This is a genomic window from Paenibacillus sp. J31P316, from assembly GCF_056269105.1.
In genome coordinates, this window is record NZ_JBWDNI010000018.1 from 77,288 (window position 1) to 102,171 (window position 24,884).

The window sequence follows — 24,884 nt, forward strand, 5'->3', positions numbered from 1 at the left end:
ATGGGTTAAGAATGACTGACGCTGACGCTCGCTAATGAATTCGCATGACCTCATGATGAAAAATCTCGCTTGCCGCTTCCCGCTCTCCGCCCTCGCCGCGAATGAGCTGGAGCAGCAGCTCGCCTGCCCGCAGGCCCATCTCGTACGGCCGCTGGTCCACGTAATACAGACCCGGCTCCTTCAGCAGCCTACCCGCTTCCACCTCGCCGAAGGAGGCTACCGCCATATCGCTCGGAATGCGCAGGCCGCTTTGGACCAGCTCCAGCAGAACGCCGAGGCTCATCTTATTGTTCAGCGATACGATGGCCGTCGGCTTCTCGGGTTCGCCGAGAAATTGCCGTACCGCGCGGATGCCGCCTTCCATGGAAAAGTCTCCGCTGTAGAGCAGCAGTCGGTCCTCCACGCCGTGCTCCTTCATGGCGCGAAGCACCCCTTCCAGCCGCTCGCGTCCCGTGCTGACCCTCGTCGGCCCATTCACGACGCCGATGCGGACATGGCCGTCTTCCAGCAGCGCCTTCGTCAATTCGTACGCGCTGCGGACGTTATCCTCCGCGACCAAGTCAAGCGAGGGCGGGCTATCGTCTTCGATTCCGTTGACATCTTCGTTACCGCTTACATTTTCTTGCTCGCCATCGTCGACTTCAAGCCGCCGGTCGACCAGCAGCATCCGCTGCCCGTTGTCCCGCAGCGTGTTAATCGTCGCCACATTGCCGCCGGAAGTCGCCAGCACGATGACGTCGACGCGTTTCTCGTGCAGCAGCTGCAGCAGCCTCGCTTCCTTCTCCGGCATCTCGTCGGAGCTGCAGAACATTAACTGAAATCCCTCCGGACCGACTACGTCCTCGATGCCTCTGGAAATGCCCATGAAGTAAGGATTGGATATATCCGGAACGATGATGCCGATCATGAAGGTCTTGTCCTGCTTCAAGCTTCTTGCGATCGCGCTCGGTTGGTAATTCATCCTGGCAATGACCTCGAATACGCGCTCTTTCACTTCGGCACTGACATAGCCGCTGTCGTTCAAGACGCGGGACACGGTTGCCGTCGATACATTTGCCTCTGCCGCGACTTGTTTGATGGTTGCTTTGGACAAACCTCATTCACCTCTAACTGGTTATGTAAACGATTACGTAATCGATTACATACAAGAGATTACTGCAGGATTTGCCAGGTGTCAATAAGGATTTCAGCCTGCCTCCTCCGGGCGAACACAGGGTCATCCGACTCCTTCGCCGCCGGATACGGCAAATTTCGACGTACAGGCACGGATAGGCCGTCGCCCACATAGACTATAGAACAGTCGAAAGGGCCAAGTGAATAGGTTCGTTCACATGCGCCGTTCAGCATGGAGGTGGCCGTTACGATGCCTGGATTTTTTGCAGCGATCGCGTTGTTCATTAAGCAGTTGTCATTGCTTGTCTCGTATGTCAAAAACAACGCGTTCCCCCAGCCTCTGCAGGAAGAAGAAGAACTGAAGCATTTGCAGCTCATGGCGGAAGGCAATCAGCAGTCGCGGAATTTGCTTATCGAACATAACCTGAGGCTTGTCGCGCACATCGTCAAGAAATTCGACAACACCGGAGAAGGTCTAGAGGACCTCATTTCCATCGGCACGATCGGATTGATCAAAGCCATCGAGAGCTTCCAGTCCGGAAAAGGAACGAAGCTCGCGACCTTTGCGGCTCGCTGCATCGAGAATGAAATACTTATGCATCTCCGTTCACTGAAGAAGACCCGCAAGGATGTCTCCCTGCACGATCCGATCGGCACGGACAAAGAGGGTAACGAAATTACATTAATTGACATTTTAGGCACTGAGGCGGATGACGTGGCGGATCGCGTCCAATTGAAGATCGAGAAGAGCAAAATATATAAAAATTTAGAGATTCTTGACGAGCGCGAGAAAGAAGTCGTCGTCGGCCGCTTCGGCCTTATTACGGGCGGCGAAGAGCGCACGCAGCGCGAGATCGCGAAGGAGCTCGGCATATCGCGTTCCTATGTATCGCGGATCGAGAAGCGGGCGTTGATGAAGCTGTATCATGAGTTTTATAAAGCGAAGAAGTAACGAAGATAAGCGAACAGGCAAATCGCCGGACGAACCGAGGTTCTCCAGCGATTTTGTCGTTTCAGAAACTTATGCCGTGAGCATGCCAAGCAGCTCGGGCAATTCCCGGATCGTTAACGCATCGCATGCAGGACGGCCCAGCCCTTCGTCTTCCTTCCATACGCCCAGCATGCCCGCATGCATGCTGGCTTCGACATCATTGACGGGATGATCGCCGACGAAGACCGCTTCTTCCGGCCGGGCGCCAAGCCGCTGCATTGCCAGTTGGAAGATTCGAATATCCGGCTTCCTTAAGCCTTCGATTTCCGATACGAGAATCGCGTCGAAGTACCCTTCGATCCCCAAGCCGCGAATATTGTTCATTTGAAAATCGCCAAAACCGTTCGTAATGACCCCAAGCTTGTAATTCCGCTGCTTCAGCGCATCCAGCAGCTCAATCAATCCCGGAAATCCGATGCAATGGTGTTGGAAGGAAGTGATGTAGTCGGCCAGCAGCTCCTGCCAATCGAGATCCAGCCGCCACTCTTCGATCAGCGTTTGGTAGACACGGTCCTTCCACACATAGCCCTTCTGGTCCAGCTCGACGAAACGCTGAATGAAAGCTTGCTTACCGATCGCTTGAAAAGCGGATACACGCTCGAATTGCAGCTCCAGAAACGACACCAGCGACCGGTCTCGATTCAGCAGCGTCCCGTCCAAGTCAAACAAAACCGCTTTTATGGGCTGCCTATCCATGATCGACATCCTCCCCAGGTCACCGAACCAAGATCCCGCTACAAGTACCGAACCTTGCCATCTTCGCTTCCGATAATGACGGTATCGGTCATCTTCACGAACAAGCCGTGCTCCGCAACGCCGGGAATCGCAAGAAGTTGGACGCTTAGTTCTGCAGGATGTTCAATCGCGCCGAATGCGCAATCCAGAATGAAGTTGCCGTTATCCGACACGAACGGCTTGCCGTCTACGACCCGCAGCAAGGGATTGCAGCCCAGCGAGCGTACCTGCTTCGTCGTCAGTTCGTAAGCAAAAGGAATGATCTCTACCGGCAGCGGAAATTGGCCCAGCTTGCGGACAAGCTTCGATTCATCGACGATAATAATCAATTTAGCGCTGTTCGAAGCAAGAATCTTCTCTCTGAGGAGCGCTCCGCCGCCGCCTTTGATCAGATGCATCTCTTCATCGACCTCGTCCGCGCCGTCGATCGTGACATCGATCGCGTCTATGGAGGCGAAAGGAACGATCGGAATGCCGAGCTGCTGCGCCAATTCTTCCGAGCGCTTCGAGCTGGCGACGGTCCGAACGCGAAGGCCGTCCTTCACCCGGGCTGCGATGCCTTGAATGGCGTAATAAGCGGTCGTGCCTGTTCCAAGTCCAACGATCATATCGTGTTCAAGATGCGTGACGGCTTGTTCGGCCGCGAGTTGTTTGGCGTTCATGCTGCGTTCACCCTTGTCGTTATGTCTTATGTCCAAGCCTATTCCTTCCGCGCCGCGGTTCCGGCGGCTTGCGCCATTCTGCGCATGAACCGTCCTGGAACCTCCTCAAATCCATATTGCCGATAGAGCTCGTGCGCATCCAATGTACCCAGCAGTCCCATCAAACCTTCGTATTCCTGCACGATCGCATCGACCAGCTTTTTCCCGAGCCCTTGCCGCTGATAGGTTTCCAAGATAAACACATCGGCTAAATAATACATCGTCGCGCCATCCGTAATGACGCGGGCAAACCCGACCTGCTCGTCCAGATGATAGACGCCGTAGCACGCCGAGTTCTCGATCGACTTCAGAATCCGCTCCTGCGGCCGCTTGTTCGCCCAGTAGCTTCTAGCCAGGTAATCCAAGATGACGGCGTGATCCAGCCTCGTCTTATCATCGGATATAACGAACGAATCGAAACTGATTTCCATCGCGTTTGCCCCTTTCTGCTGTTGCTTCCGTTGGCGAGAACCCCGCTCCCGCGCATCAATCGATTCACGGCAGCCGCTTCTTGCGCAGTCGGTCTTGAATCCACGGCATGGCAAGCTCGTAATCGTTGCGATAACTCGCGAAGCTTTCCTTTGGTACGAGCTTGAAGCCAGTTTGCATATACAAATCTACCGCCTTGTAGCTCCAGGTTTGCGAATGCAGATACACGTCGCTGTTTCCTTCTAGCCGCGCTAACGCCAATAAACATTGCTGGACGAGCGCTTTGGCCAATCCTAGCCCCTGGAACCCTGGTTTCACGGCAAGCCAGTGCAGCGAAGCATCCCGCCGCTCCCCGGTAAAGTTCCACCAAGCCGTCACTGTACCCGCGAGCTCGCCGGCTGGACTTCGCACGAAGAGTACCCGTTCACGCACGTCCTCCAGCTTCACGAGATACTCTTGTTGAAAATAGTACTTCGCCTCCGCAGGGCTGTCAAACTCCCCCACCGCAGCTTCGATAACGGCCCACTGCTCCTCGTCGCCTTCCGAGAAGGGCTTGAATGTATATCCCTCCGGCAGCTTCGGGAGCGGAACGGCCAGCGCACCGCTTCGTTTCATGATGAGATTGTAATACGGAAGCGTTTTGTCGAGCATGCCGGTTCCTCCTATGGTCAGCGAGGGGCTTGAGGTGCCTCTCGTATGATTCCGTTTCTTCTGCCATCACGTTTACATACCCGATTGATTCATTTGCTCGCTTTTCCCATGTTCTCTCACGCTCCGCCGCGTTCGCCATTTGTAGAGCAGCCAGGTCACAAGGGTCGATTCCCCCGCCGGATGGACCGATATGCGATCGGCGAAAGCGAAATCCGCACGACTGACCTCCAAACGAAGCAATGGCCGCACGGCTTCCATGCTGACCCACTCGTCAAAATACACCGATGCCTGACTCGTTCGTTGGAACGAATCGGACGGCAGTAGGTATATCGTGCCATTCGTCCAAGGCGCTCTATCCATCGTCGGGCGGTTTAACGAGAAGAAATAAAACCGTTTGCCGCCGAGCGTTTTGTAGCAGCCGTTCCGAAAGCCGCCCTCGACCTTGCCGCGGTCGAGAACCGCGAAGAAGATCGGCCATATGCCGTCTTTCGACGCGAAGATCGCCTCTACCGGTCGGCCATTGAACAGCGTCGAATGCCGGGTTTCGAAAGCTTCGATCGTCGCAAGATTGGAGCCATGCGCCAAGAGATGCTTCTGCTCCAGCACATAGTCGAGAAACCGATGCTTCGGATAAGCCGAATCGTAGTCGATTCGCCCCTCTTCGCTGATAGCCCGTTCGTACATCCGTTCGAAATCGCGAATCTCTTCCTCCGCAAAGATGCGATCCGTCTGCCGATAGAATAACATGCGCAGCAACAAGCTAATCATCTCGTCAGCTCATCTCCCGGAGATAAAACTTGATTCCCGCCCGGTCCACGTCCGAGAATTGCAGCGAATCCGCCTGAAATAACGCCTTTACGTCGCTCACCGTTATCCAGCGGATATCAAGCGTCTCGTCGCCCGAGGACAGAAGATCTCCTTCTGCCTTACAGCGAAAATAATACCCGACCGAATCGATCGCCCCTTTGATCGTCTGGTAGGCCGCAAAGGGGCGCAAACATTCGACCTCAAAGGCAGGGTCGATGCCGACCGTATCGATCCGCGTTTCTTCCCCCTCGATTTCATAAACATCCAGCCCTGTCTCTTCTTTCACTTCCCGAATCAGCGCTTGAGTCAGCGACTCGAAAGGCTCGATTCTACCGCCCGGCAGCTCCAGCTTGAAGGGATAGCCCGACTTTGCACGCGTCTGAATGACGATTTCCGCTTCGCCGTCTGCGTTGATCCGTTCGATGAATGCTCTCGCGTTGACATAGAACATGCCGTTCTCCACCTCGACTATGGAATGTTGTACATGCCGATTAATTCGTGTCCCCTACGTAACAAACGCGCGTCTGTGTACCCATTAACTGACCGATCAAGGAATGCGGATAAAGACGGATCTCCTGCAGACGGTCGATCTCCACCCACTCCACGCCGACTTGAAGCTCGTCCGGGTTGCTGCCCTCGTACGTCTCCGCATGACTTTCCAAGCTGCAGGCAAAGTAAAACTCGACCTGGTGAACGTCATGGTCCCACTCCGCGAATTCATGATTGTTCCCGATGTACTCGCGAATGTGAATCATATCGCCCGGCACGACCTTGCAGCCGATTTCTTCCAAACATTCCCGTACGACCGCCGAGCGCAGATTCTCTCCTTTGTCCTGTCCGCCGCCGGGAAAGAGATAGAAGAAGCCCCAGTCATCCTTGTTTTTGGTCAATAACACGCGATTCTCTTCAATGATGACGGCCTTCGCCGAATTTCGGATTGGTTTCATGCCTGTCTCCTGTTCTTATTAAATAGAAACGGTTTGTGGTAACCTGTCACGCGTTGCATACGAATCACTCACATTTGGTAGTATATACCAATTGCGATGCGGCCGCACGTTGAATTTGCATCTCACAATTCGTTGTATATTTGTAATGTTCTGCATAGTCCTTGCTTATTTTCATACGATCTGCGTCCTCTTGATATCGAATGCGAAAAGAGCCCCTCTGAAATGGAGCTCTCTTCACATGGAATTAATATTCGGTCGATTTAATTCCCCGCCAACGCTGCATTTTCGAGATACAACTGGCTCCATTATAAATCCGTTGTTGCCGTTATTTTGTGTTCTTCGTAAAGCATTTGACTCGCTTCTATAAATACATCGCCGGCTCGTTTATAGTTAATTGGTTTATGAATAAGCCGGTTCAGCCATATCATTTGTTGCAGTGGATTCTGATATTCCTCAGACATATAGAAGGATACTTCTTTCAATGTCCCAAGTACGCTTCTGCTATTCGTTTTGGAAAAGCAAATTTCAGTTCCACCTTGTAAATAGGCTTCTATGACACCTTGATTCACACCTTGGCTAATCATATACTCGTGAAGCGCGGATTCGAACTTCTCTCTGAGCAATACGACTTGGGATGTCCGGACCCCATTGATAATGACACAAAGACGGGAAAAATCATTGATGAAAAGAATATGTTTTCTATTCATGAACGATACGATATTGGCATGCCAACTGAATAATGACGAACCATCCTCAATTTCGACTGGAGTGACCTTCATGTCTTTTAATAAGGATTGTGTACATCTGAATACCAGCACTGCAATACCTGCCTTTCGCTATCCTGTTATCTTGACAGGACCAAATTATTAGCCCTTGTTCCACTTCACTTTATTTATCTCCTCTTTAAGTCTAGCGCAGGTCTCAAGATCAATATCATAGCAATTCGCGATCGCCGCTACATAATAGAGCACGTCGTATAATTCTTCTTCGATGGTTCCCTTGATCGTATCGCTTGCTTCCAGTCTTTTATTCTTGCGTATGACCTCGGCTAACTCTCCTGTCTCTTCAATCAGCTTATAGAAGTAATGATCCTTGAAAGCGGGATTGTGATCCGTTGATTTGATATAGGCCTGTAACTCTCTGAGCGTTAGATCCTCTTTCATATGGCCTCCGTTGACCTATAGTGCGCTGCTTTGCAGATCCTTACCGTCTCCTCCAGCACTTCGATCGTTTCTTGAACATCCAAGATCTCCAAATCCTCATGCTTCGCATCGTCTTTCATTGCAAAGTCCGTCGCCAACTCTTGAATGATGTCAGGAAGATACCGGTAATCGATTTCGTCCATGCTTACAGGATGGACATGCATCGGTTTCAACACTAATGAATAATGATCGATGAGTTTGCCGTTCAATCGCCAGAAATCCCGGTAATATTTCGCCTGTGCTTCTTTCTTCTCCGGCTGTGGCAGCCATTTTATTTTCGGCGTATAGACGTTATCTACCCACACGCGGTCAGCAATCAAGTGATAGTAATAGCCCAAATAAAATGGCGTTGCCGAATGCTTCACGTATTTCGCATAGAATCCCTCGAGATCGATGTCTTGCTTCCCGTCGGCGTCCACATGGATAAAATGCGATCTGCCTTTCGGCTCATTCGCGTTCTTATTCACATCCGGAGCTATGCCGCCAAGAAAAAATTGCTCATCCGTGATCTGAAGCTCTCTCGCGAGCAGCGTATTGATGCTATAATGCATGACTCTCGATCCCATTGCCTATCCACCTCCGGCTGCAAGTCGGACGACTCCCCGAATCGCATTTAGAACTTATAGTCGGTGCCAGCTTCACCGTAGGTTAAGCGATATCTCTTTAACTCGGCCTTCGAAGGAATGGCATGCCATTCCGCAACCATCTTGCGATAGATTTCCCCATAGTTTAAGTCTGCAGGCAAACCATCGACGAGCTTGATCTCCGCGATTTCGTATGGCGGCAGCTCTCCGAGTTCCGTGATTTCCACATGAAAATTCATTCCATAGCTGCCGTTCATAAGATAAATGCCATAGGGCGTTAATTCAGCCGTTCGCGCACCCGTCTCTTCGTACAACTCCCGGATGGCGGCCTTTAGCAGCGGCTCCCTTGCTTCCCTCTTGCCCCCAGGCAGCTCCCATAACGTTCTGTCTTGATGCCTGATCACAACGAGCTTCTGATGATAATAAGCGAGCAGGACGACATATTTGATGTGGTCTTCGTGTACTTCGGACAGTTCAAAATGTTGGATCGCCATCTCCATTTTAAGTTCCCTCACATCATGCTATCATGTCTGTCGTCTTACTTCTTCTCGTACAAACTCGCGCTCCAATCGGCTGCATCGAGGCGTCGTATGTAGGTGTAGCCCATCTCCTGATAGTATTGATTGAGCCGTAAGTTATCGGCCATGCAATCCAGCCTGACGAACGTCTTGCCCTGCTGCCTAATCTGTTCTTCCGCCGCTCGCAAGAGGGCGCCGCCTATCCCCTGCCCTTGATAATTCCGATTCACCGCGAATCGGTGAATGTATCCGGCATCCGGCGTATCAAGCTCCTTCCAGATCAACGGATCCGACCATGTGAGGGTGTAAGTCCCGACTACGGCATCGTTCAAATAAGCCAAATAGACGTGCGCTCCGTCCGCCATGAATTCCGTCACTTGCTCGAGATGAAAATACTCCGGCCTCCATTGATAAATGCCTTTCGCGTTCAGCCATCTGGCAGACAGCTGCCAAAGGTCCAGCACGATCGATGCTTCTTCCGCCCTGGCAGGTCGGGTCATGATTTGCGCTTGAAGCTGCTCCACTGCTTATCCCTCCTATGTTAACGGGTTTTCTCCGAATCGTTCCATCAGCAAAGGATACCGTCCTTCCAGATCGTCCTCTTCCCAATCCAATTGGATGACAGTCGATTTCGATACATAACCGCGCGCTTCTATAGCATCCGAAAACTCGAAATACAGGTCATCGTCAAACTCGAACGAGCCGGTCTTCAAATACGTGTACGCATCGGAAGCCACGGATAAGATCTCTTCCAATTCCGGCGCGTATTCATCTGCTTCCAACACGTCATCCGTTAAATAGGCTGCCAAATATTCAGGATTCTTCAGCGTGGCATGGAATACATCACGGCCTTGCGCAATTAGCCAGCCTCTGAAGTAATCGAATCCGTCGTCCGAGCAACCGCCCATGATGACATAGGCCGCTCCCCATAACGAGGAGGTATACGAGAGGTCGAACTGCTTCCGGAGCTCGATCTCGAATTCGATAATCTCATTTGCAGGTTTCGTTAACAATGCTTGTTTAATCTGCTCCAGTTGATCTTCATTTTGAGTTTTGGATTGCTGGATGAGTTCCCAAAAGGCTTGATTGTTCATGAGCGATGTTCCTCCGTTGTTTTACTCGATTATAAGTTTAGTCATCGATGCTTGCGGATTCCCTGAATGACAGCCCGTTCGACTCCAAAGCGGCTCTAAGCTTGGGAATAGAACCTGGCCCCATGCCGTGGAATTTCAAAATATTCGCCTCGCTGTGCGTGGACAGCTGCTGCAGCGTCGTGATGCCATTGTTCTCCAATGCTCGCCTGGCCGGTGCTGAAAGTACGGCAAGAAATCCGCTTTCGGGTTTCAATTCGTTCTCGCAGGTCGGGCATGTCGGACAGTCGGTGCTTTTATAGTATTGGTGTCCTTTATTGCAAGTCCTTAACGTTTTCTTCGTGGTGGCCATTGGCGCAGCTCCTTTATATTACTGTCCTACGTGAATTCCAGCTGTTGATTAACTGACGAATCTGGCATTTACGAGCGTTCTACATCACTACGTCACTTCAAACCTTCATCCACATAAGGTATTTCATATCCCGCTATCAATCTATGAAGTCTGCCATCATAGAAAGGCATGAGTGCGTCGGCCTGTTCGATATTCATCCATGCAATTTCCGCGATCTCGTCGGGTCGTTGAATGGTCTCTTCTCCCCCGATCACTTCTGCCCGAAACGTATAGAATATGGCATGGTGTTGGGATTTCCGAAACTTGCATTCCCTAATGGCAACAATGCCAAAGACATCAACATCCAATCCGGTCTCTTCCTTCGCTTCCCGTACAGCAGCTTGTTCCAAGGTTTCATCCGCCTCGACCGCTCCACCGGGGAGCGACCATCTGAAGTCTCCCGCATCCCCAACGTTCTTGACCATTAATACTTTCGTTTTGGTAGGATTCGTGATTAAGGAATAGGTAACGTCGACCCTTTGCATATCGTTGGCGCTCCTTCGCGTTGGAGTTTTAAACGGTGTCCTTACCGGACCTTCTTGATCGGGCAGTAAACCTGGACTTCACCTGACGCATCATCCGTGTCCCTCAACGTCTTCTCATCATAGCGTTCATAATAATACGAAACATCGTCATACGCATAGCCGTTTTCTTCCAGCCACGCAGACGTGAAGTCATAAGCTCTGAAGATCTGGCTTGCCGGACCTGTATAATAAGTGACGGAATACAGTCTTGGCAGCAAATGAATGTGGACCATCCCATGCGGGACATTCACGATCTCATCGACTTCATGACAGCAATAAAAGTCCAGCTGACCATCGCTCCCCTTATAATTCGGAGGTGTGATTCCATACGTCACGTTCGCATCGGTTAGATTTTGAATATCGTTTCTTCGATTGCTTAATTCACGAAACGCTCGACTTGCGGCATCGCCTAGATGCTCCATGGAACTCATTGCCCGGACTCCGATGAATGAGGTAATTCCACTTGTTTGTACGATAGCTATCTTCATACGCATCCCTCAGCTCTCCACGGATTCTTCCTTATAATGCGAGATATCGCCATGAAGAATGATGGCATGATTGTCATGGCTGATTTCGATTTTACTTAAACAGGTCGGATGAATATAAGGAGGATTCCATAGATCCTTAAAGGCACGGTTCTCAAAATAAGCCATGAGGAGCTTCACCACGACCGTATGGGCGACAATAAGAACGGCTTTGCTTGCGTGCTCGGTCGTGATCTGACGTAATTGATCGATTGCGCGCTCGGATACCTCTTGAAAGGTTTCTGCCTCCTGAACGTAAAACGCTTCCGGATCGTTCCAAAAGTTATGAAAGGCCACCGGATACAAGCTTTTGGCTTCCTCTTGATTCATGCCTTCCCAAATGCCGAGACGGATTTCTTTGAACGCATCGCTCGTATGAATCGGTATCGACCTGTCTGATTTAAGAATCTCAGCCGTTCGATGGGCTCTTGGGCTGGTACTGGAATAGATCACGTCAACCGTTACGTTTCGAAGCGATTCGCCTAACCAGCTCGCCTGATTCAGACCAAGCTCCGTAAGCGGGGAATCTTCATGGCCTTGAAATCTGCGCTGCGTATTCCATTCTGTTTGACCATGTCTGACCAGGTACACCGTTGTCGTTTCCTGCATGTATCTCCCTCTCCCTTCGAGTGTGAACGTTACTTCCGTCAATCGGTCCTACTAGAGGTCCATTCTTAATCTAATCCTGTCTCTGCATTGCATGCCATCTTCATAGATTACTTCTTCATAATGCCGAATGAAGAAATCCTTATCGATGCCGACAATTTCAAAACCACAGGATTGATATAATTTAAGCTGATGGGCACTAGAATTTCCAGTCCCAATTTCGATATGCCTAGCTCCCGATTTCGTTGCTTCTTCTATAGCCGATGCCAGTAAGCGCCTCCCGATTCCTTGCCTCTGAAACGCTTCCTTCACGGCAATATTGATGATTTCCAAGGTTTGCGGTTCTGATTCTATTAGAACAAATTCCCCAACTACTTCATCTTCATCGTTTCGATAAGCCAAATAACACTGGCCTTTCTGAACATAAGCCTCTACGAAATCCCTAGATGGATCGGCAAGCAGCAAGAGATCATACGGGACATCTTCATTGTTTTCTAGTTTTCGAACGTGAATCTCCATGCGTCCACATCTCCTTCGCGCGACATTGGGATTTCAGCTTATACCCGTTATTCGAATTTCTTCAAAAACCCTGTTTTGAGTCCTTTCTTATACCCGGCCTGCTCATAAAAGCGATGTACATTATCCCTCGTCGATCCCGTTAATAACATGACTTTGTAGCAATTATAGTTCTGACAAATCTCATCCGCCTTATCTAGCACGGCTCTTCCCAGCCCTTGTTTTCGATAATCGCGATGCGTTACGACGTTCTCGACAAGGCCATAAGGCCGAGCGCCGCGAGTTAAATTCTTAATAATGCTCAGTACGCATGTAGAGACTAACTTACCCTCTTGTTCGATCACGATGATCTTCATGTAAGGGTCTGTCGTGATTTCGCTCCAGAGCTGCCGGAGGGCTTCCTGATCTGCAATTTCAGCGTCCTGTTCGTGCAAATGCTTATACAAGTCAAGTAATTGAGGTAGTTCGTCAAACCGAACGAGCCGAGCTGGATTCCCTGACATATTGACACCTCTTCTAACGAAGAATGAGTTACTTAGGTTTCCTTTCGAACTAATTCCATTTCAATATTATTCCAAACTACGCCTTCGCTCGACGTGTAGATGTTTTCTCTCAAGTGCTTTTTGACAAAGCCCAGGCTTTCATAACATTGAATAGCTTGTAGATTGCTATCAAATACGTTGAGTCTGATAGTCGTTAATCCAAATTCGTTCCAACCCATGCGCACTAATTCCTGCAATGCTGATTTCCCGTAACCTTTCCCGCGATCGGACTGATTTCCAATCAAGAATCTCCCCACGACTGCTTCTTTTCGCTCCTGATGAAAACGGCAGATTTGAACGGTTCCTACAAATGTATCCGTATCCCGATCTAAGATGCGATAAATAAAAACATCCGATTCAAATGAATTGATGCCCTTTTTATAGTGACTCTTCATTTGATCCAATGTTAATGGATAGTGATAGGTAAGACCCGCCCATTGCACGATAAAGTCACGATCATGTTGGTTGACCCATTCAATGATCGCAGGAAAGTCGCGCTCCTCCAACAATTCTAACCTTGTCCTCATGGATCGACCTCCGGGGTACAGGTTATGGGCTATAATCAGCAATGGTTTGATTAAACGCACTAAACCACCCTCATTATCGTGTAAATAATAAGCTAATAACCTGTTGAGCCATTTCATCTGTCGTTAAATGGCCATCTAATAGAATATTGCAATCAGAAGATACAGCCTCAAAGAGTTTTAGATACGAGATTCGTCCGCCCCGCAGGTATTCTTCAAGAAAGGACTCTACGTATTCAACTCTTCCTTCGATGTTTAGATGATTGAAGTCGGTCCGTAAATTCCTTAACAATCGTCTTGCCAGCGCAATATCCAGAGGCAAATCAATACAGGCAATGAGATCGATACATTCGTTCATTCCAGCTCTCAATCTTCCGTATGGTTCTTCTAGAATGATATAAGTAGCCGGCGCGAGCTGCCTGCCCCATGGATCGGTAATCTCTTTCCCCTGGCTTAATGCTCGCAAATCGCTATCAAAGACCGGACTCTCAATTTGTTTAACATCAACATATCTACCCGAGGCTAGGTCTTCATATAAGTGAGGCGGGTAAACGGTGGATTCATGATACGCATCAAAATATAAAGTGACTGAATCAGGAATTAACTCCCCTAGCCGATGTACAAGCGTGCTTTTCCCTACTCCGGACGCAGAACCGCATATTGCAATTACTTTGCTTGAAAGCTCTTGACTCAAGATGTTCGCCTCCCACCGTTAAACCCCCGCTACATACTTTCGCAAATACGCTTCTCTTCGCTCTTGATTTGTTTCAAACTCGGAATCAATCCTATGCGACTCGTGATTAATCAGCTTCCCTGCGAGATATGTGCAATGGTGTTCATAACAATGGGAATCATTCGAAATGATCTCAATGGATTTTGGAATGTTGGCCGCCAGCCCCATGTTATTCGGATCCAATATCCACGGAATTGGTTTCCAATCCAGTAGTCCCTCTTCGGTTCTTAGCGGCGTTTTATAGGCAAAGGATTCTGACACCTCGGCACGATAAAGGTACATGCCTCCAAAATGACTATCGTCTACCATCCACGTGATCAATCCTTTAAAAAACAGATCGTATTCAGCAATACTTGTTTCCTCATAGATTTCGCGTTTCATTGAATCCCTGGGAAGCTCACCCGCTTCGATCTTTCCCCCTACGCCATTCCAGCAGCCCATCCATGGTTTGAATGTTCGGTTGAGCAATAGGATTTCGTCCTTGCGTTGAATGAAACAAATCGTGTAGTTAAGCATGTCGATTCAGCTCTCCTGGTTCGGAAGTGATTTATAATCTTCTATTTCTCTTCTCGTCTAGATAGATGTCGAGCGCTGCGATCGCGCGAATCGCCAGCTTAATGAACAGATAGAGCGCATAAAGACCGAGTAATATAAACAGTCCGTAAACGATGAACAAAATGATAGGCAGTACCTGGTATAGCGAGGATCCCGTTGAAATGTCCACATTAACTCCTCCGTTTCGAGCGTTCCGATGTTGCGGCTTAACTTCCGAGCATGGGAACGGCAACGCTGGTTATTATCCGAACAGAATATCCATAATCGAACCCAACTGCCCGGATTTCTTTCCATTTAAAATATCAGGATTATAGAATTCTACAAAGCCGCAATGCATACAAGAAACGGCAAGAAAATGGTTATGTTCGATATCGAATAGTTTACTTAAACCGGTTCCGGTCATGGCAACCTCTTTGATCGCGCATTCCTCGCATTTGCATTTGGCGCATTTGAAAGCATGAGCGATCGCGTCTTCGACGCTCAGATGAGCGCCTGAATGATAGATGAACTCCTCTTGTTCCGGATCGAACTCATGTACAATGGCTTCTTCGTCTATCTCATTTTTACATTCGGGACATGTTCCGTTTTTGATCATTACTTCTTCATGACACCACGGACATTCAGCCATAGAGACACATCCTATCAGTCAGGAATTAAGAAACGCTGGATAATAGCGGCCTATAAACGTTCTAAAACCGCCCTCAACTGGTATTGTATCCCATTTCTAGCAGGCGTGCATTGATTATCTGCCATGAAAAAGCGCCGAACGGCAAAGCGGCAAATGGGGTTTCCCAATGCTCGCTGCACGCTTGGCGCATCGCTCTCTTTCGTTTAGAAGAACAATATAGCTTTTCGTTCCAGCGCGCTTTCTTTGTCGCCTTGGCGAATCGGAACGAATATCGGCGACAACACAACGGAACCACTCACGTCCGTGTAAATACCGTCTTGGGCATAATGCAACGTTCCAAGGTCCGATACATAGCCATTCGACTCTTCCAAATGCTGACTCCTGCTCCTCAGCATTAACGCCCCATGCCGCAGCGTAAAGGAATCGGGGAATCCGGGAGCATGCGTCGCCGGAACGCGTGCCAGTCCGAGTTCGAATTGCAAATCCAACCTCATACCTGCGACCAGCTCGACCTGTACCTCCTGAAAGCCGTTCTCGCTCTCGATATCCAGACGAACCCCGTTGACTTTGATCGCCGCCGTGCCCGGAGCCGCATGCTGCGGAATATAGAATCGAAGCGTAGCTGTACATGCCGCCGGGGCACTCAGCACTTCGAAGGCCACCTGCCCTTCATATGGATACGAGGTAGATTGCCGAACAACCACTTCTCCCAAATCCAATGCAAGCCTAGCGACTCCGTTATGATAGAACGGCACCGTTACCCGGTTGCCATCCAGCCAGTAGCCGTATTCCGCCGCGCGCGCGAGTCCCTCGCCGCCTCGCATCGTGCAGCACCAATGCGCTTCGTATAGGTTTTCCAGCGCATACAGCTCGCGCTCATTCGAGCCCGCGCAGTTATCGCAGCCGAAGCCGCCATTCGGCCGCTGGCCGTGACTCAGTCCGTTGAAATAGATCATATGAGCAATCTCCAAGTAAAGCGGCTTCGAGGTGTGGCGCCACAGCTCAATTGCAGCGACGAACGAATCGACAACGGCGCACGGCTCCGTCCACCAAGGCCTGTTGAACCAATTTCGGTTGGCTCCGTTCTCCGTCATGCCCTCGTTGATATACAGCTCGAATACGCGCTCGGCCGCAGCCAGCAGACTGGCATCGCCGTTCATGCCGTAATAGCGGAGCATCCCTCGCAGCGCCGACAGTGTCGCATGCGTCTGCGCGCTGATTCCTATCAGATCGATGGATAGAAACTTCTGAATCATCTCCTCGATCGTTTCTTTCAGCTCCGGCCAGCCCAGCAGCTAGTATGCGTGGGTAGCGCCGTCAAGCATAATAAACGCGCATCCGATATCCGTCGACAAGTACCAATTTCGTACCGGCTTTTCCCCGAGCTGCCCCGCGGCCTTCCCCTCGATAGCGCGTTCCTGCGGATCGGTCGGATAATGAGCGAAATGCGCTTTGGCGGGCAGGATCAATCCCTTAACGACCCGTTCGATTAGCTGGAGAACATCAGGCTCTTTCTTCCACGCGTACAGCTCGGCTAGCGCGCGCAAATACCAACTATTGCCCGACAGCTGCTGCTCGTCCGTCATCCCTTCCGGCAATAGGCTGCCGAAATAGCCGCGTTCATTCACTGCTCCTGGCAGCTTGGCCATAATCGCTGCCGTATGCAAGGGCTCCGTGCCCGTGGCGCGAGCGGTCAGCACTTGGGCCAGCAGCGTCCTGCCTTCATTGTCGCCTGGCCAGTCGTAAGAAGCCGGCTTGAATACCTCGTCCGGTCCGTACAGCGAGTCGGCTAGACGCGAAGCGCTGGCCGTCAATCGATCGTGCAGATCGCCTTCAAGCGAGATGCGTTCTAAATCTATCGCTTTCATTGAACTCTCCTCCATTTATAGTTCAATATGGTCCGATACTCGACTAAACAACTCCTTATTTTAAATTCTTATGAATTCCTGTGCTGGCCCTTTATTATCTTTCCGACTTGTCTCTATGTATGTTTCGTTCGTGTACACTGCCAGTACCTTTCTCCAAAAGATCTGCGCCGGCACATTCCAAGCAAATTGACTTACTCGCCAACGCCCTGCGAACAGATCAAATGCCTTGATGGCCGCTTGTTTGCCGACATGCTGTTTTCTAAACTTTCGCAGAATGAAGAAATGGTTCAAATAATGAATATCTTCTTCGTTGATGTATCTAATGACGACAAAACCGGCTATAAACCCATCCACTCGTACGAAGAATAAGCTGTAATTCGGATCGTCATGCCAAGCCTTGCAATTCAAGTTGGTTAGATACATGCCATTTTCGTTTACTTCGGTCCCATTTAACTCAGATAAATCATACGCTCCCAGCTCGCATAGATTGCTTAGCGCAACCAGTCCATCCTCCTTGACTTTCTCTAGGACAACAGCCACCGAATCACCTCCAAGCTGCGGATATAGAATAGCCTTGTTCATACTTGTCCATGAAAGTAATAATGCGCGGAAGATAGCTTCTTTCCTAGCGGTGCTAAGATATGCTCTGGAATGTACGGCATAAGTTGTTTCGCCGAGTTAACGTCGATCCATTTGGCTTCGAGAATTTCATGATCGGGATCTGATATGCGAAGCTCCCCGCCAACAATCCTCGAGATAAAAGTAAATAGCAGCGCATGTTCCTCTCGATCGGCAAAGAATGCTTCCCTGACGGAATGGAGTCCTTCTACCTCGATGATGAAACCTGTTTCTTCTCTTACTTCGCGAATGGCAGCCTCTTCTAACGTTTCAGAAACCTCAACTCCGCCGCCAGGAAAGCTCCAATAATAGGAATCCATATTTCCATTCTTGACCAGCAATACTTGTCTGGCAGCTTCATCTACGATGAGCGCATTAGCGTAATTGACTCTTTTCATAGAAATCTTCTCCTGAGAGGATTGGTTTAACGCGCATCGGACATATAGGCGTTATATAAGTTCGAGCATTGATCCAGACATTCCAAATATAATCTTCTCGCTTCCTCGTCCGGACACAATTTCAAGTACGCTTCATTATTCAATATATCGATAACGGGCAGCATGTGATGATAGTGTTCTGGACTGCGCTCCTTCAACAACAGCGTTTTATAGCGTTTAAGAATTGCTACATATGCAGGATCAACTAGTCGATAGTGACACTTTTGAAGTTCTTTTCGAAAGAATGCTCGGATCTCGCCAGCTACAAATACTCCATTGTTATGAGGAGGTGCACCTAAGAAACTGCTGCTCACCGGTGAACGATATCGATATTGATCTTGATACCACGCTTTCGCAATCGTAAAAGAATGCCATTCCTTGATTTCATTATAGCGAGGCCCTAACACCTTGGATTTCGTACCGTATACCCTCTCTGTGGGGTTGGATAGTAAATGATTCATGATCTCTGCATTCGTGTCTATATCCGATCCCATTGTCATGGAACACCAACAAATATAGTTGTTATCTACCTTGCCGATTAAACATACTTCTTCTTTAGGACTTACATAGATTTCAATAGCTATGTCTTTGCTGCTAATATCATAATTAGATTTTACATGATTCTGAGACGTAATGAGGTTATACCGATTCATTTTATTACCTCCTCGCTGCCTGGTAGCGTTAAAAGGGTTCAATTCGTTGCTACGCGCTCCTATGAAGTGTGCTAACGATAAGTAATCGTCCTGACTTCCCATTTACGATGTGGTTCTTTAGATAACGATATGAATACCGACATACTGGCTCGATCTCCCGTAACGTTGATCCTATAGGCAGCTTCGCCATACCCATTGCTTCTACTCATGCTGCCAGATGGAAAAAAGCTGAATTTCATATGATTTCCGACTTTTTCATGAATGGCTTCATTATCCTCAATAGAAGCAATAGCTGCTTTATAGGAGGCATCTTGTTTGATCATGATGACAAATCCACTTATCATTAACGTACCGATAATCCCCATTGAAAGGATGATTCTAAACGCTTTTTTAGCCTTGCTTTTTGTATTCAGGAGTTGATAGATATCGGTTCCGTTTAGCAGGTCACCTTGTTTGCGTTTATCCCTATTGAAAATAAGGTTATACATATCTTTCGGCCAATAATAGGAAGCCAAGTTTCTTTTTATTAATGTTTTCGTCCGAGGAACCAAGAACGTATTAGCCTCACGAACACCAATGTTCAACATTCGCTTGCCAATACTTCGCCCGTCAAAAACATCTTTGAATAGCATCGCTGCCAAGCCCAATAAAATTACGAATGAAGTTACAAGCAAAGAGAGGACTTGATGATCCTCTATACGATTGATGACGATGAAAATCAACATGATCGTTAGGAACACGGATAAATATAGATCAATGACACTTGCCACAATTCGACTTTTTACGGATGCTCGATTCATTTGACGCCCCCGGTGTTCTTCTATTTTGCTGTAGTCTCCGTAACGCGCTTTTTAGTCTTTCGTGTTGCGTTTATCTATTTCGTCGATTCTCTTTCTCAACTCGATATTCTCGAGTCTTAATTGGTTTAATTCGTCCTTCGAAGCACGTATTACATATTGGAGCGTTAGTCCGATTAAGAAAGCCATTACGCCAACGAAGGAGAACGAATGCTGAATGATTAATTGCAAGAAGAAAATGAGAATGCCCGAAAATAAGATTAGCGTGGCATAGACCATGGGTTTCCTAAACGTTTCGAACATCGATTGCCCCGGCTCCCCTCTTCTTATTTCCGCCAAAATGTGGAACAGTCAGCCTTATCGAAAATATTAAACTCAATCATTCTCTCCAGCAAAGCAAAGTCAACCGGACTACCCCACGGCATACGTACCAATTCCTTGGTATGCTCATAGCCAGCCTCCACGATTTCATCCGAGAAATGATTCATGCCCGCCTTTTCAGGTGCAACAGCCAAATGATGTTTGGATACGCTAAAGCCAACAATAAACGTGCCGTGATCGGTAAACATCGGTTGATTCCATGCAATTTTCGTCTCTAATTGAGGAAATGTTTTCGCGACCCAAGTCAAAACTTCTTCCGTTCGCGCCCGATGCTGCGGGTTGGTGATTTTCTCGAGATATTCTGCAAAAGCCTCCATGTCATTTCCTCCAATAATTAGATTAAGTTTGTCGTTAGCTCATAAACGCTCATTCGAACCAATGGGATAAGCAGAAACGTGAATAAAGGGTTATACGAAGACTTCTCTTCGATGACTCACTTTATACTCAATAAAAGTCAGTACTCCACTCAAGAAATATCGCTAACCAAATGTTCTACGGAGGAAAATTGTTTCAAAGTCATATTTTCTCGCTCATAAAGCAGTTTTGTAATTGAACATTCAGCGACTAAGCTGCTTTGTTCAGCAATAAATCGAGGATGAAAATTATTTAGTACGTTCTCGGAAAATGTATACACGAGATAATCTGTTAGCAGTCCTCCGTGTGTAACAATTACAATATTACTGCCAGACGGGTACTCATTTACGAGCTCTGCTAACAATGCGTACATTCTTTTGCCTGCTTGCCTAGCAGAATCACCGATTGGTGGTATATAGTCGGGTTCTCGCGTGCATTTATCCCACATCTCAACAAATGCTTGAAAGGATTGCCCTGGCAAGTCCCCCCAGTTGGCTCGCTCTCTCAAACGAGTATCGACTCTTACTGTTGTTTTTGTTTCTAAAGCTATGTAGGCTGCTGTTTCTTTAGCTCTGCGGAGTGGACTGGAAACAATGGCAGTTATAGGAGTAGCACAAAAATATTGCGCAGTTAGTTGGGCTTGTTTAATCCCCGTCGGAGTAATGGATACATCACCAATAGCTTTTTCTTTAATGCCATGCCTTACAAGAAAGAAGGTTATACTCATAAGCCACTCCTCCGACTGAGTAAGAAATTCAGTGTTGTCGGCTTTTTATTACACATTCAATCTGTTTCGAATCATTCTGATTTGACCTCTATGATTGATCTCGTCTTCAAAAACGTGAAACCACATAAAATAATGATTCGCTTGCTTGTTCCACCAGAATTCCTCTTCAATATACAACCAATCATCATTCACGGATTTAAAAAGCTCCAGCGTTCTATTTCTTACCTGCTCTAATTGATTGAGATAAAATGCTAAATCATTCCCCTTGATCTTATCTCGTCCTTCATCTCCTAAATCAAGTGCAGGGCCCCAAATTGAAATTTCTTCTTCATTCAAAGATCGTTTTTCAAATGTCGAGACTTGATAGGCGTATTCAACAGCAGCGAAATGTAACAATAACGCTCCAATTGAATTGCTTTGCGAATCCAGCAGAAAATCAAGTTGATTTTGATTTAGTCCCTTTACAGCATCTAACGTCGTGAATCTAGCGTAGTTCATCATGGACACTAACCGACTGATTTGAAGCGTGTAGCCGGGAATATCGGTTATACGAAGCAGGTTCTCCATATTTATCACGGATTGTTCCTCCAATTATCGTGTAAAGTTCTATTCAATTCTTGCATTTTATTTCACCGTCTATCACACGCTTTATTTTCTTCTTTTGAAAATTGAAATAATCTCCTTAGATTCTCCTTGATACTTACTTGTATCAAAAGATGATATAAGCTCCCAACCTTCAGCTCCATATTGGTTTAACATCGCTTCGAATTCATTCGGATCTAATTTGCCTCCTAGAAAGCCGCCAATCTTGAATTTAATGGTTTTGTATTCCCATTGTTCCATATCCATCATCCCTTCCGTTGATTTCTATAAGTTTACTATTCACTCCGCTTTCCTTAATTCCCTTTTTCTTCTAATCCAATTTCTCCAAGGCATAAGAAAAGCCGCGAAGATTCGCGACTAGAAAAAACAATATGGTTATTACATTTATGGCTGGCAGAAATTGCTCATATTCTTATTATTTTCTTTGAATAAAGAATCGAAAATGTATTAAATACCATATGTAATACAAGCGAAAACAAAATGGATTGTGTCATTTCTGTCATGGCTCCCAACAAGATTCCACCTATAAACGCAAAAATCATAAATCGAATACTTTCGGCAGATAAGCTGTAGTATTGCAAATGACAAATTGCAAACAGAAATGCAGTAATGATAACCGGCAATGTGACTGGCAGATACAAAACATCCATGAATGTAGTAGAGACTATATAAGGACTTAGGTTTGGTAAAAGTATTCCCCTAAATATTATTTCTTCGACCACAGGAAATGTAAGCACAAAATTAATCAAGTTGTACTTCCCGATTGGATTATAGCCGGAGTAACGTGCAGCGATCATGTTAATTAGAATAAGGACAGCAACTATGGGAATTGCATGATCATATTCAAGCGGCATCTTAAAAATATAGTTTGTATGAAATAAGGGAAGGACTGCACTTACAATAAGGGCCCAATATAAAACAGTATAGTTGCTCATGCGTCCGTAGAGAAATATTTTAGTGGCTGCTTCTACAAGCTTGTAAGAGAATGTTAAGAGCAGCGATAGGCAAAGAAAGATCATGGATAGCTCTCCTAAATAGTTCTATTCATAAAATCCCCAATAATTTCCTATCACTCTTGTCAAATCAACCGTTTGTTCATATAATAGGATGGGATTTTCTTCACTTCACCGTTCTTAATAAGTGAATTCACGGTGTTGTTATTCGATCATCTAGCTGGTATTTTACCCCATTTCCAGCAAATTGGCACTGTCTATCTTTATAAAAAACGCCCGCGAACACGCAGCCTCGATGGCTGGCTCCCCTAACGCGTTATCGCCACAGGCCGCGGCCTGAACAAGACTTGACATCCAGCCTACTTTTATCGGATAATGGTGAAAATTTAATATGTAATTTCTTATCAAGAGCAGGTGGAGGGACAAGCCCGATGATACCCGGCAACCGACAGACCTTTGTCAACCAAAGGCATGCACGGTGCTAATTCTTGCGGAACGCTTTACGAAGCGAATCTGGGAGATAAGAGCGAGGATCGATGACATTAAATCCTATGACCTTCTCTGCTTCCAGAGAGGGTCTTTTTTGTTTTCCAAAATGAATGTACCTTGCGTACGGGAGGAACCATGATGCCGAACCAAATACCTGACTTTTCGATCCTGGCTGATTCCATCGAGTATCAACCGGAACCGCTGTCCCAACTGATTTCATTCCTCAATTTGAGGAATTCGGTCATTGAATTATCGTTAGCCTACTTGCAGCAATGCAAAATTACCCATATCGAGTGTTTTCGATTCGACAGCGAGCTTACGGAAAAGCTGCGGCCCGGCCGCGGTAACGATGATTGCTGCGGTCTGCTTGCGATCACCACGAATTCAGGAGCAAGGGGAATTGGGGAATTCGCTATCCCTTGCAAAAGCCTGAACGGCGATTTGGTGATGTGGGCCGCCCCTTTTCAGCGGATGAAAGGTCAAACCTTACTTGAGAGCCTCGACTACGTTCAGAATAAACAAGACACGTGGGGGCCAGCAAGATCCGAACTCCTTGCGTCAGCGCTTAAGGAGCTAATCGGCAATCGCGAACGTACAGCAGCTAACGACGGGGATCGCAAATACCTTAGAGACCGATCCTTCTTGCTCCGACATACGCAATCTTACGTTTCCTTCTAAATGGAACCCTCTGCAACCGTGAGCGGCATGCCGAGCTGCCTGCCCTGCTCGTTCGCAGCACCTTAGCCAGTAGCAGAGCCAAAAAGCCATCGTTAAAGTGCAACGATGGCTTTCTTTCGTATTCGTATTCGTATTCTTCTCTTCCCTATAGCTTCAAATTAGAAGAATAAACTACTTCCAAGCCATGTCGGCCCGTTCCAGCAGCCGCTTCAGCGCGCGGACAGCCGTCACGACGCGCTTTGGATTACTGGCATGCGGCATGTAGTTGTGCAGATGCGGCTCCACGGATAGAAACCCATCGTACTCTCGCTCTCGGAGCTCCGTCAGGAGCTGATCCAATTGTCCTTCGCCCTCGCCGGCCGGGACGAATTGTCTTGGCTCTGACGTGGCATCCTTCACATGGACGTACGACGTATACGCCTGCAGTTTTGGATAGGCCTCCGTCATCGGCTTAACGCCGTTGATGACGAAATTTCCGGGATCGAGTGCAAGCCGCAGCGAATCCGACGCGCAATGCTGCAGGATATCCAAGCAGCGGTCATCCTTCGCACCGTAAAGGTGATCGTCGTTCTCCAAAATGAGAATAACGTTGTTCCGCTCGGCGATCTCCGCTAATTGCTTCATGCGGCTCAACACTTCGTCCCTGCAATCATCCAGGCTGCTATTCTCCGGCAAATAATAAGAGAAGACGCGAATATAAGGCGTTCCCAAGGCATGCGCGGCCGCAATCGCGCGCTGCAAGCTCTCGAGCTGCGGCGCAAAATCATCCTGCAGGGCATACTTACCGATTGGGGACGCGATGGACGAGATGCCGAAGCCGCGTTCTTCCGTGATCGCACGGATGTGCCGGAGCTCCTCGCCTGTCAAATCGAGGACGTTCTTGCCCCATACGCCGCGAACCTCGATATAGCGGAGTCCCTCCTGCTGCAGCACATCCAGCTGTTCTTCCAAATCATGCGAAATTTCATCGGCGAAGCAAGTCAGTTTGACGGTAGCCACGATCGCGATCTCCTC

The 24,884-nt window shown here is 48.0% G+C and carries 39 protein-coding genes and 1 riboswitch; of the genes, 2 read left to right on the plus strand and 37 right to left on the minus strand.

The window, feature by feature from the left end; all coding sequences use genetic code 11:
* Nucleotides 1-31 precede the first annotated feature (31 nt).
* Nucleotides 32-1,093 carry a LacI family DNA-binding transcriptional regulator gene (locus tag AC0YNU_RS28595; protein WP_475762687.1) on the minus strand — a complete coding sequence of 354 codons (1,062 nt, stop codon included), beginning with the start codon at nt 1,091-1,093 and terminating at the stop codon, nt 32-34.
* Between the two features lie 270 nt (nt 1,094-1,363).
* On the opposite strand from AC0YNU_RS28595, the gene sigK reads away from it, so the two are divergent.
* A complete protein-coding gene (sigK, locus tag AC0YNU_RS28600; RefSeq protein ID WP_161697496.1) occupies nt 1,364-2,065 on the plus strand; it encodes an RNA polymerase sporulation sigma factor SigK in 702 nt (233 codons plus the stop codon).
* A 69-nt stretch (nt 2,066-2,134) separates the two neighbouring features.
* Here sigK and AC0YNU_RS28605 read toward each other — a convergent pair whose 3' ends face one another.
* The 35 genes from AC0YNU_RS28605 to AC0YNU_RS28775 form a co-directional block, all read right to left on the minus strand.
* On the minus strand, nt 2,135-2,800 hold the full coding sequence (locus AC0YNU_RS28605) for an HAD family hydrolase (protein WP_475762690.1): 666 nt from the start codon (nt 2,798-2,800) through the stop codon (nt 2,135-2,137).
* A 38-nt stretch (nt 2,801-2,838) separates the two neighbouring features.
* Nucleotides 2,839-3,501 carry a ribose-5-phosphate isomerase RpiA gene (gene rpiA / locus AC0YNU_RS28610; protein ID WP_475762692.1) on the minus strand — a complete coding sequence of 221 codons (663 nt, stop codon included), beginning with the start codon at nt 3,499-3,501 and terminating at the stop codon, nt 2,839-2,841.
* Between the two features lie 38 nt (nt 3,502-3,539).
* A complete protein-coding gene (locus tag AC0YNU_RS28615; RefSeq protein ID WP_475762694.1) occupies nt 3,540-3,971 on the minus strand; it encodes a GNAT family N-acetyltransferase in 432 nt (143 codons plus the stop codon).
* Nucleotides 3,972-4,035: 64 nt separating this feature from the next.
* Nucleotides 4,036-4,620: a GNAT family N-acetyltransferase gene (locus tag AC0YNU_RS28620; RefSeq protein WP_475762696.1), complete on the minus strand. Its 585-nt coding sequence runs from the start codon at nt 4,618-4,620 to the stop codon at nt 4,036-4,038.
* A 72-nt stretch (nt 4,621-4,692) separates the two neighbouring features.
* The gene (locus AC0YNU_RS28625; RefSeq protein ID WP_475762698.1) at nt 4,693-5,388 is read right to left on the minus strand and encodes a hypothetical protein; all 696 of its coding nucleotides are present in this window, start codon (nt 5,386-5,388) and stop codon (nt 4,693-4,695) included.
* A gap of 4 nt (nt 5,389-5,392) precedes the next feature.
* Nucleotides 5,393-5,878 (minus strand): NUDIX hydrolase, encoded by a 486-nt coding sequence (locus AC0YNU_RS28630; protein ID WP_475762700.1) that lies wholly within the window; start codon nt 5,876-5,878, stop codon nt 5,393-5,395.
* 40 nt (nt 5,879-5,918) lie between these two features.
* Nucleotides 5,919-6,374 (minus strand): NUDIX domain-containing protein, encoded by a 456-nt coding sequence (locus tag AC0YNU_RS28635; RefSeq protein ID WP_475762702.1) that lies wholly within the window; start codon nt 6,372-6,374, stop codon nt 5,919-5,921.
* A gap of 305 nt (nt 6,375-6,679) precedes the next feature.
* Nucleotides 6,680-7,192, minus strand: coding sequence for a DUF6933 domain-containing protein (locus AC0YNU_RS28640; protein WP_475762704.1), 513 nt, complete (start codon nt 7,190-7,192; stop codon nt 6,680-6,682).
* A gap of 48 nt (nt 7,193-7,240) precedes the next feature.
* A complete protein-coding gene (locus AC0YNU_RS28645; protein ID WP_475762706.1) occupies nt 7,241-7,537 on the minus strand; it encodes a MazG nucleotide pyrophosphohydrolase domain-containing protein in 297 nt (98 codons plus the stop codon).
* Entirely contained in the window at nt 7,534-8,142 is a 609-nt protein-coding gene (locus tag AC0YNU_RS28650; RefSeq protein ID WP_475762708.1) for a hypothetical protein, read from the minus strand. The genes AC0YNU_RS28645 and AC0YNU_RS28650 overlap by 4 nt, the downstream gene beginning before the upstream one ends.
* 47 nt (nt 8,143-8,189) lie before the next feature.
* Nucleotides 8,190-8,660 (minus strand): NUDIX domain-containing protein, encoded by a 471-nt coding sequence (locus AC0YNU_RS28655; RefSeq protein ID WP_475762709.1) that lies wholly within the window; start codon nt 8,658-8,660, stop codon nt 8,190-8,192.
* A gap of 38 nt (nt 8,661-8,698) precedes the next feature.
* Nucleotides 8,699-9,202 carry a GNAT family N-acetyltransferase gene (locus AC0YNU_RS28660; protein ID WP_475762711.1) on the minus strand — a complete coding sequence of 168 codons (504 nt, stop codon included), beginning with the start codon at nt 9,200-9,202 and terminating at the stop codon, nt 8,699-8,701.
* 12 nt (nt 9,203-9,214) lie between these two features.
* Nucleotides 9,215-9,772, minus strand: coding sequence for a DUF4240 domain-containing protein (locus tag AC0YNU_RS28665; RefSeq protein WP_475762713.1), 558 nt, complete (start codon nt 9,770-9,772; stop codon nt 9,215-9,217).
* A 37-nt stretch (nt 9,773-9,809) separates the two neighbouring features.
* On the minus strand, nt 9,810-10,121 hold the full coding sequence (locus AC0YNU_RS28670; RefSeq protein ID WP_475762715.1) for an RNA polymerase alpha subunit C-terminal domain-containing protein: 312 nt from the start codon (nt 10,119-10,121) through the stop codon (nt 9,810-9,812).
* 92 nt (nt 10,122-10,213) lie between these two features.
* On the minus strand, nt 10,214-10,645 hold the full coding sequence (locus tag AC0YNU_RS28675; RefSeq protein ID WP_475762717.1) for an NUDIX hydrolase: 432 nt from the start codon (nt 10,643-10,645) through the stop codon (nt 10,214-10,216).
* A gap of 41 nt (nt 10,646-10,686) precedes the next feature.
* On the minus strand, nt 10,687-11,178 hold the full coding sequence (locus AC0YNU_RS28680) for a GyrI-like domain-containing protein (protein ID WP_475762719.1): 492 nt from the start codon (nt 11,176-11,178) through the stop codon (nt 10,687-10,689).
* Between the two features lie 3 nt (nt 11,179-11,181).
* Entirely contained in the window at nt 11,182-11,817 is a 636-nt protein-coding gene (locus AC0YNU_RS28685; RefSeq protein WP_475762721.1) for a histidine phosphatase family protein, read from the minus strand.
* A gap of 51 nt (nt 11,818-11,868) precedes the next feature.
* On the minus strand, nt 11,869-12,333 hold the full coding sequence (locus tag AC0YNU_RS28690; protein ID WP_475762723.1) for a GNAT family N-acetyltransferase: 465 nt from the start codon (nt 12,331-12,333) through the stop codon (nt 11,869-11,871).
* Nucleotides 12,334-12,380: 47 nt separating this feature from the next.
* Nucleotides 12,381-12,833: a GNAT family N-acetyltransferase gene (locus AC0YNU_RS28695; RefSeq protein WP_475762725.1), complete on the minus strand. Its 453-nt coding sequence runs from the start codon at nt 12,831-12,833 to the stop codon at nt 12,381-12,383.
* A gap of 32 nt (nt 12,834-12,865) precedes the next feature.
* Nucleotides 12,866-13,399 (minus strand): GNAT family N-acetyltransferase, encoded by a 534-nt coding sequence (locus tag AC0YNU_RS28700; protein WP_475762727.1) that lies wholly within the window; start codon nt 13,397-13,399, stop codon nt 12,866-12,868.
* A gap of 73 nt (nt 13,400-13,472) precedes the next feature.
* Nucleotides 13,473-14,090, minus strand: coding sequence for a nucleoside/nucleotide kinase family protein (locus AC0YNU_RS28705; RefSeq protein ID WP_475762729.1), 618 nt, complete (start codon nt 14,088-14,090; stop codon nt 13,473-13,475).
* Between the two features lie 18 nt (nt 14,091-14,108).
* A complete protein-coding gene (locus AC0YNU_RS28710; RefSeq protein WP_475762731.1) occupies nt 14,109-14,645 on the minus strand; it encodes an NUDIX hydrolase in 537 nt (178 codons plus the stop codon).
* A gap of 31 nt (nt 14,646-14,676) precedes the next feature.
* Nucleotides 14,677-14,853 carry a hypothetical protein gene (locus AC0YNU_RS28715; protein ID WP_475762733.1) on the minus strand — a complete coding sequence of 59 codons (177 nt, stop codon included), beginning with the start codon at nt 14,851-14,853 and terminating at the stop codon, nt 14,677-14,679.
* A 72-nt stretch (nt 14,854-14,925) separates the two neighbouring features.
* Complete coding sequence (locus AC0YNU_RS28720) at nt 14,926-15,312, minus strand: zinc ribbon domain-containing protein (protein WP_475762734.1); 387 nt, start codon at nt 15,310-15,312, stop codon at nt 14,926-14,928.
* Nucleotides 15,313-15,515: 203 nt separating this feature from the next.
* The gene (locus AC0YNU_RS28725) at nt 15,516-16,568 is read right to left on the minus strand and encodes a beta-L-arabinofuranosidase domain-containing protein (RefSeq protein WP_475762736.1); all 1,053 of its coding nucleotides are present in this window, start codon (nt 16,566-16,568) and stop codon (nt 15,516-15,518) included.
* 39 nt (nt 16,569-16,607) lie between these two features.
* Nucleotides 16,608-17,180 carry a hypothetical protein gene (locus AC0YNU_RS28730; RefSeq protein ID WP_475762738.1) on the minus strand — a complete coding sequence of 191 codons (573 nt, stop codon included), beginning with the start codon at nt 17,178-17,180 and terminating at the stop codon, nt 16,608-16,610.
* Between the two features lie 60 nt (nt 17,181-17,240).
* A complete protein-coding gene (locus tag AC0YNU_RS28735) occupies nt 17,241-17,720 on the minus strand; it encodes a GNAT family N-acetyltransferase (RefSeq protein ID WP_475762740.1) in 480 nt (159 codons plus the stop codon).
* 38 nt (nt 17,721-17,758) lie between these two features.
* On the minus strand, nt 17,759-18,196 hold the full coding sequence (locus tag AC0YNU_RS28740; RefSeq protein WP_475762742.1) for an NUDIX hydrolase: 438 nt from the start codon (nt 18,194-18,196) through the stop codon (nt 17,759-17,761).
* 26 nt (nt 18,197-18,222) lie between these two features.
* Nucleotides 18,223-18,888: a hypothetical protein gene (locus AC0YNU_RS28745; RefSeq protein WP_475762744.1), complete on the minus strand. Its 666-nt coding sequence runs from the start codon at nt 18,886-18,888 to the stop codon at nt 18,223-18,225.
* A gap of 71 nt (nt 18,889-18,959) precedes the next feature.
* Nucleotides 18,960-19,688 carry an RDD family protein gene (locus AC0YNU_RS28750; RefSeq protein WP_475762746.1) on the minus strand — a complete coding sequence of 243 codons (729 nt, stop codon included), beginning with the start codon at nt 19,686-19,688 and terminating at the stop codon, nt 18,960-18,962.
* A 323-nt stretch (nt 19,689-20,011) separates the two neighbouring features.
* The gene (locus AC0YNU_RS28755; RefSeq protein WP_475762748.1) at nt 20,012-20,383 is read right to left on the minus strand and encodes an iron chaperone; all 372 of its coding nucleotides are present in this window, start codon (nt 20,381-20,383) and stop codon (nt 20,012-20,014) included.
* A 149-nt stretch (nt 20,384-20,532) separates the two neighbouring features.
* Nucleotides 20,533-21,147, minus strand: coding sequence for a histidine phosphatase family protein (locus tag AC0YNU_RS28760; RefSeq protein WP_475762750.1), 615 nt, complete (start codon nt 21,145-21,147; stop codon nt 20,533-20,535).
* A gap of 48 nt (nt 21,148-21,195) precedes the next feature.
* Nucleotides 21,196-21,714 carry a DinB family protein gene (locus tag AC0YNU_RS28765; protein ID WP_475762827.1) on the minus strand — a complete coding sequence of 173 codons (519 nt, stop codon included), beginning with the start codon at nt 21,712-21,714 and terminating at the stop codon, nt 21,196-21,198.
* A gap of 81 nt (nt 21,715-21,795) precedes the next feature.
* Nucleotides 21,796-21,990: a DUF4177 domain-containing protein gene (locus AC0YNU_RS28770; protein WP_475762752.1), complete on the minus strand. Its 195-nt coding sequence runs from the start codon at nt 21,988-21,990 to the stop codon at nt 21,796-21,798.
* A gap of 164 nt (nt 21,991-22,154) precedes the next feature.
* On the minus strand, nt 22,155-22,769 hold the full coding sequence (locus AC0YNU_RS28775) for a lysostaphin resistance A-like protein (protein WP_475762754.1): 615 nt from the start codon (nt 22,767-22,769) through the stop codon (nt 22,155-22,157).
* A gap of 332 nt (nt 22,770-23,101) precedes the next feature.
* A riboswitch (SAM riboswitch) is annotated at nt 23,102-23,230 on the plus strand.
* 97 nt (nt 23,231-23,327) lie between these two features.
* Here AC0YNU_RS28775 and AC0YNU_RS28780 point away from each other — a divergent pair.
* Nucleotides 23,328-23,870, plus strand: a complete 543-nt coding sequence (locus tag AC0YNU_RS28780; protein ID WP_475762756.1) for a hypothetical protein — start codon at nt 23,328-23,330, stop codon at nt 23,868-23,870.
* Nucleotides 23,871-24,041: 171 nt separating this feature from the next.
* Here AC0YNU_RS28780 and AC0YNU_RS28785 read toward each other — a convergent pair whose 3' ends face one another.
* The gene (locus AC0YNU_RS28785) at nt 24,042-24,869 is read right to left on the minus strand and encodes a sugar phosphate isomerase/epimerase family protein (RefSeq protein ID WP_475762758.1); all 828 of its coding nucleotides are present in this window, start codon (nt 24,867-24,869) and stop codon (nt 24,042-24,044) included.
* Nucleotides 24,870-24,884 lie beyond the last annotated feature (15 nt).

Bases quoted from the DNA above. Each gene is read 5' to 3' on its own strand.
- AC0YNU_RS28615 (WP_475762694.1), bottom strand. From the start codon at position 3,971: ATGGAAATCAGTTTCGATTCGTTCGTTATATCCGATGATAAGACGAGG.
- AC0YNU_RS28745 (WP_475762744.1), bottom strand. From the start codon at position 18,888: ATGAATCGGTATAACCTCATTACGTCTCAGAATCATGTAAAATCTAAT.
- AC0YNU_RS28635 (WP_475762702.1), bottom strand. From the start codon at position 6,374: ATGAAACCAATCCGAAATTCGGCGAAGGCCGTCATCATTGAAGAGAAT.
- AC0YNU_RS28780 (WP_475762756.1), top strand. From the start codon at position 23,328: ATGATGCCGAACCAAATACCTGACTTTTCGATCCTGGCTGATTCCATC.
- AC0YNU_RS28750 (WP_475762746.1), bottom strand. From the start codon at position 19,688: ATGAATCGAGCATCCGTAAAAAGTCGAATTGTGGCAAGTGTCATTGAT.
- AC0YNU_RS28740 (WP_475762742.1), bottom strand. From the start codon at position 18,196: ATGAAAAGAGTCAATTACGCTAATGCGCTCATCGTAGATGAAGCTGCC.
- AC0YNU_RS28620 (WP_475762696.1), bottom strand. From the start codon at position 4,620: ATGCTCGACAAAACGCTTCCGTATTACAATCTCATCATGAAACGAAGC.
- AC0YNU_RS28710 (WP_475762731.1), bottom strand. From the start codon at position 14,645: ATGCTTAACTACACGATTTGTTTCATTCAACGCAAGGACGAAATCCTA.
- AC0YNU_RS28755 (WP_475762748.1), bottom strand. From the start codon at position 20,383: ATGGAGGCTTTTGCAGAATATCTCGAGAAAATCACCAACCCGCAGCAT.
- sigK (WP_161697496.1), top strand. From the start codon at position 1,364: ATGCCTGGATTTTTTGCAGCGATCGCGTTGTTCATTAAGCAGTTGTCA.
- AC0YNU_RS28690 (WP_475762723.1), bottom strand. From the start codon at position 12,333: ATGGAGATTCACGTTCGAAAACTAGAAAACAATGAAGATGTCCCGTAT.
- AC0YNU_RS28695 (WP_475762725.1), bottom strand. From the start codon at position 12,833: ATGTCAGGGAATCCAGCTCGGCTCGTTCGGTTTGACGAACTACCTCAA.
- AC0YNU_RS28655 (WP_475762709.1), bottom strand. From the start codon at position 8,660: ATGGAGATGGCGATCCAACATTTTGAACTGTCCGAAGTACACGAAGAC.
- AC0YNU_RS28770 (WP_475762752.1), bottom strand. From the start codon at position 21,990: ATGGAACAATGGGAATACAAAACCATTAAATTCAAGATTGGCGGCTTT.
- AC0YNU_RS28760 (WP_475762750.1), bottom strand. From the start codon at position 21,147: ATGAGTATAACCTTCTTTCTTGTAAGGCATGGCATTAAAGAAAAAGCT.
- AC0YNU_RS28680 (WP_475762719.1), bottom strand. From the start codon at position 11,178: ATGCGTATGAAGATAGCTATCGTACAAACAAGTGGAATTACCTCATTC.
- AC0YNU_RS28725 (WP_475762736.1), bottom strand. From the start codon at position 16,568: ATGATTCAGAAGTTTCTATCCATCGATCTGATAGGAATCAGCGCGCAG.
- AC0YNU_RS28675 (WP_475762717.1), bottom strand. From the start codon at position 10,645: ATGCAAAGGGTCGACGTTACCTATTCCTTAATCACGAATCCTACCAAA.
- AC0YNU_RS28605 (WP_475762690.1), bottom strand. From the start codon at position 2,800: ATGGATAGGCAGCCCATAAAAGCGGTTTTGTTTGACTTGGACGGGACG.
- AC0YNU_RS28765 (WP_475762827.1), bottom strand. From the start codon at position 21,714: ATGGAGAACCTGCTTCGTATAACCGATATTCCCGGCTACACGCTTCAA.
- AC0YNU_RS28720 (WP_475762734.1), bottom strand. From the start codon at position 15,312: ATGGCTGAATGTCCGTGGTGTCATGAAGAAGTAATGATCAAAAACGGA.
- AC0YNU_RS28670 (WP_475762715.1), bottom strand. From the start codon at position 10,121: ATGGCCACCACGAAGAAAACGTTAAGGACTTGCAATAAAGGACACCAA.
- AC0YNU_RS28650 (WP_475762708.1), bottom strand. From the start codon at position 8,142: ATGGGATCGAGAGTCATGCATTATAGCATCAATACGCTGCTCGCGAGA.
- AC0YNU_RS28630 (WP_475762700.1), bottom strand. From the start codon at position 5,878: ATGTTCTATGTCAACGCGAGAGCATTCATCGAACGGATCAACGCAGAC.
- AC0YNU_RS28625 (WP_475762698.1), bottom strand. From the start codon at position 5,388: ATGATTAGCTTGTTGCTGCGCATGTTATTCTATCGGCAGACGGATCGC.
- AC0YNU_RS28700 (WP_475762727.1), bottom strand. From the start codon at position 13,399: ATGAGGACAAGGTTAGAATTGTTGGAGGAGCGCGACTTTCCTGCGATC.
- AC0YNU_RS28730 (WP_475762738.1), bottom strand. From the start codon at position 17,180: ATGAAAGCGATAGATTTAGAACGCATCTCGCTTGAAGGCGATCTGCAC.
- AC0YNU_RS28645 (WP_475762706.1), bottom strand. From the start codon at position 7,537: ATGAAAGAGGATCTAACGCTCAGAGAGTTACAGGCCTATATCAAATCA.
- AC0YNU_RS28775 (WP_475762754.1), bottom strand. From the start codon at position 22,769: ATGATCTTTCTTTGCCTATCGCTGCTCTTAACATTCTCTTACAAGCTT.
- AC0YNU_RS28665 (WP_475762713.1), bottom strand. From the start codon at position 9,772: ATGAACAATCAAGCCTTTTGGGAACTCATCCAGCAATCCAAAACTCAA.
- AC0YNU_RS28685 (WP_475762721.1), bottom strand. From the start codon at position 11,817: ATGCAGGAAACGACAACGGTGTACCTGGTCAGACATGGTCAAACAGAA.
- rpiA (WP_475762692.1), bottom strand. From the start codon at position 3,501: ATGAACGCCAAACAACTCGCGGCCGAACAAGCCGTCACGCATCTTGAA.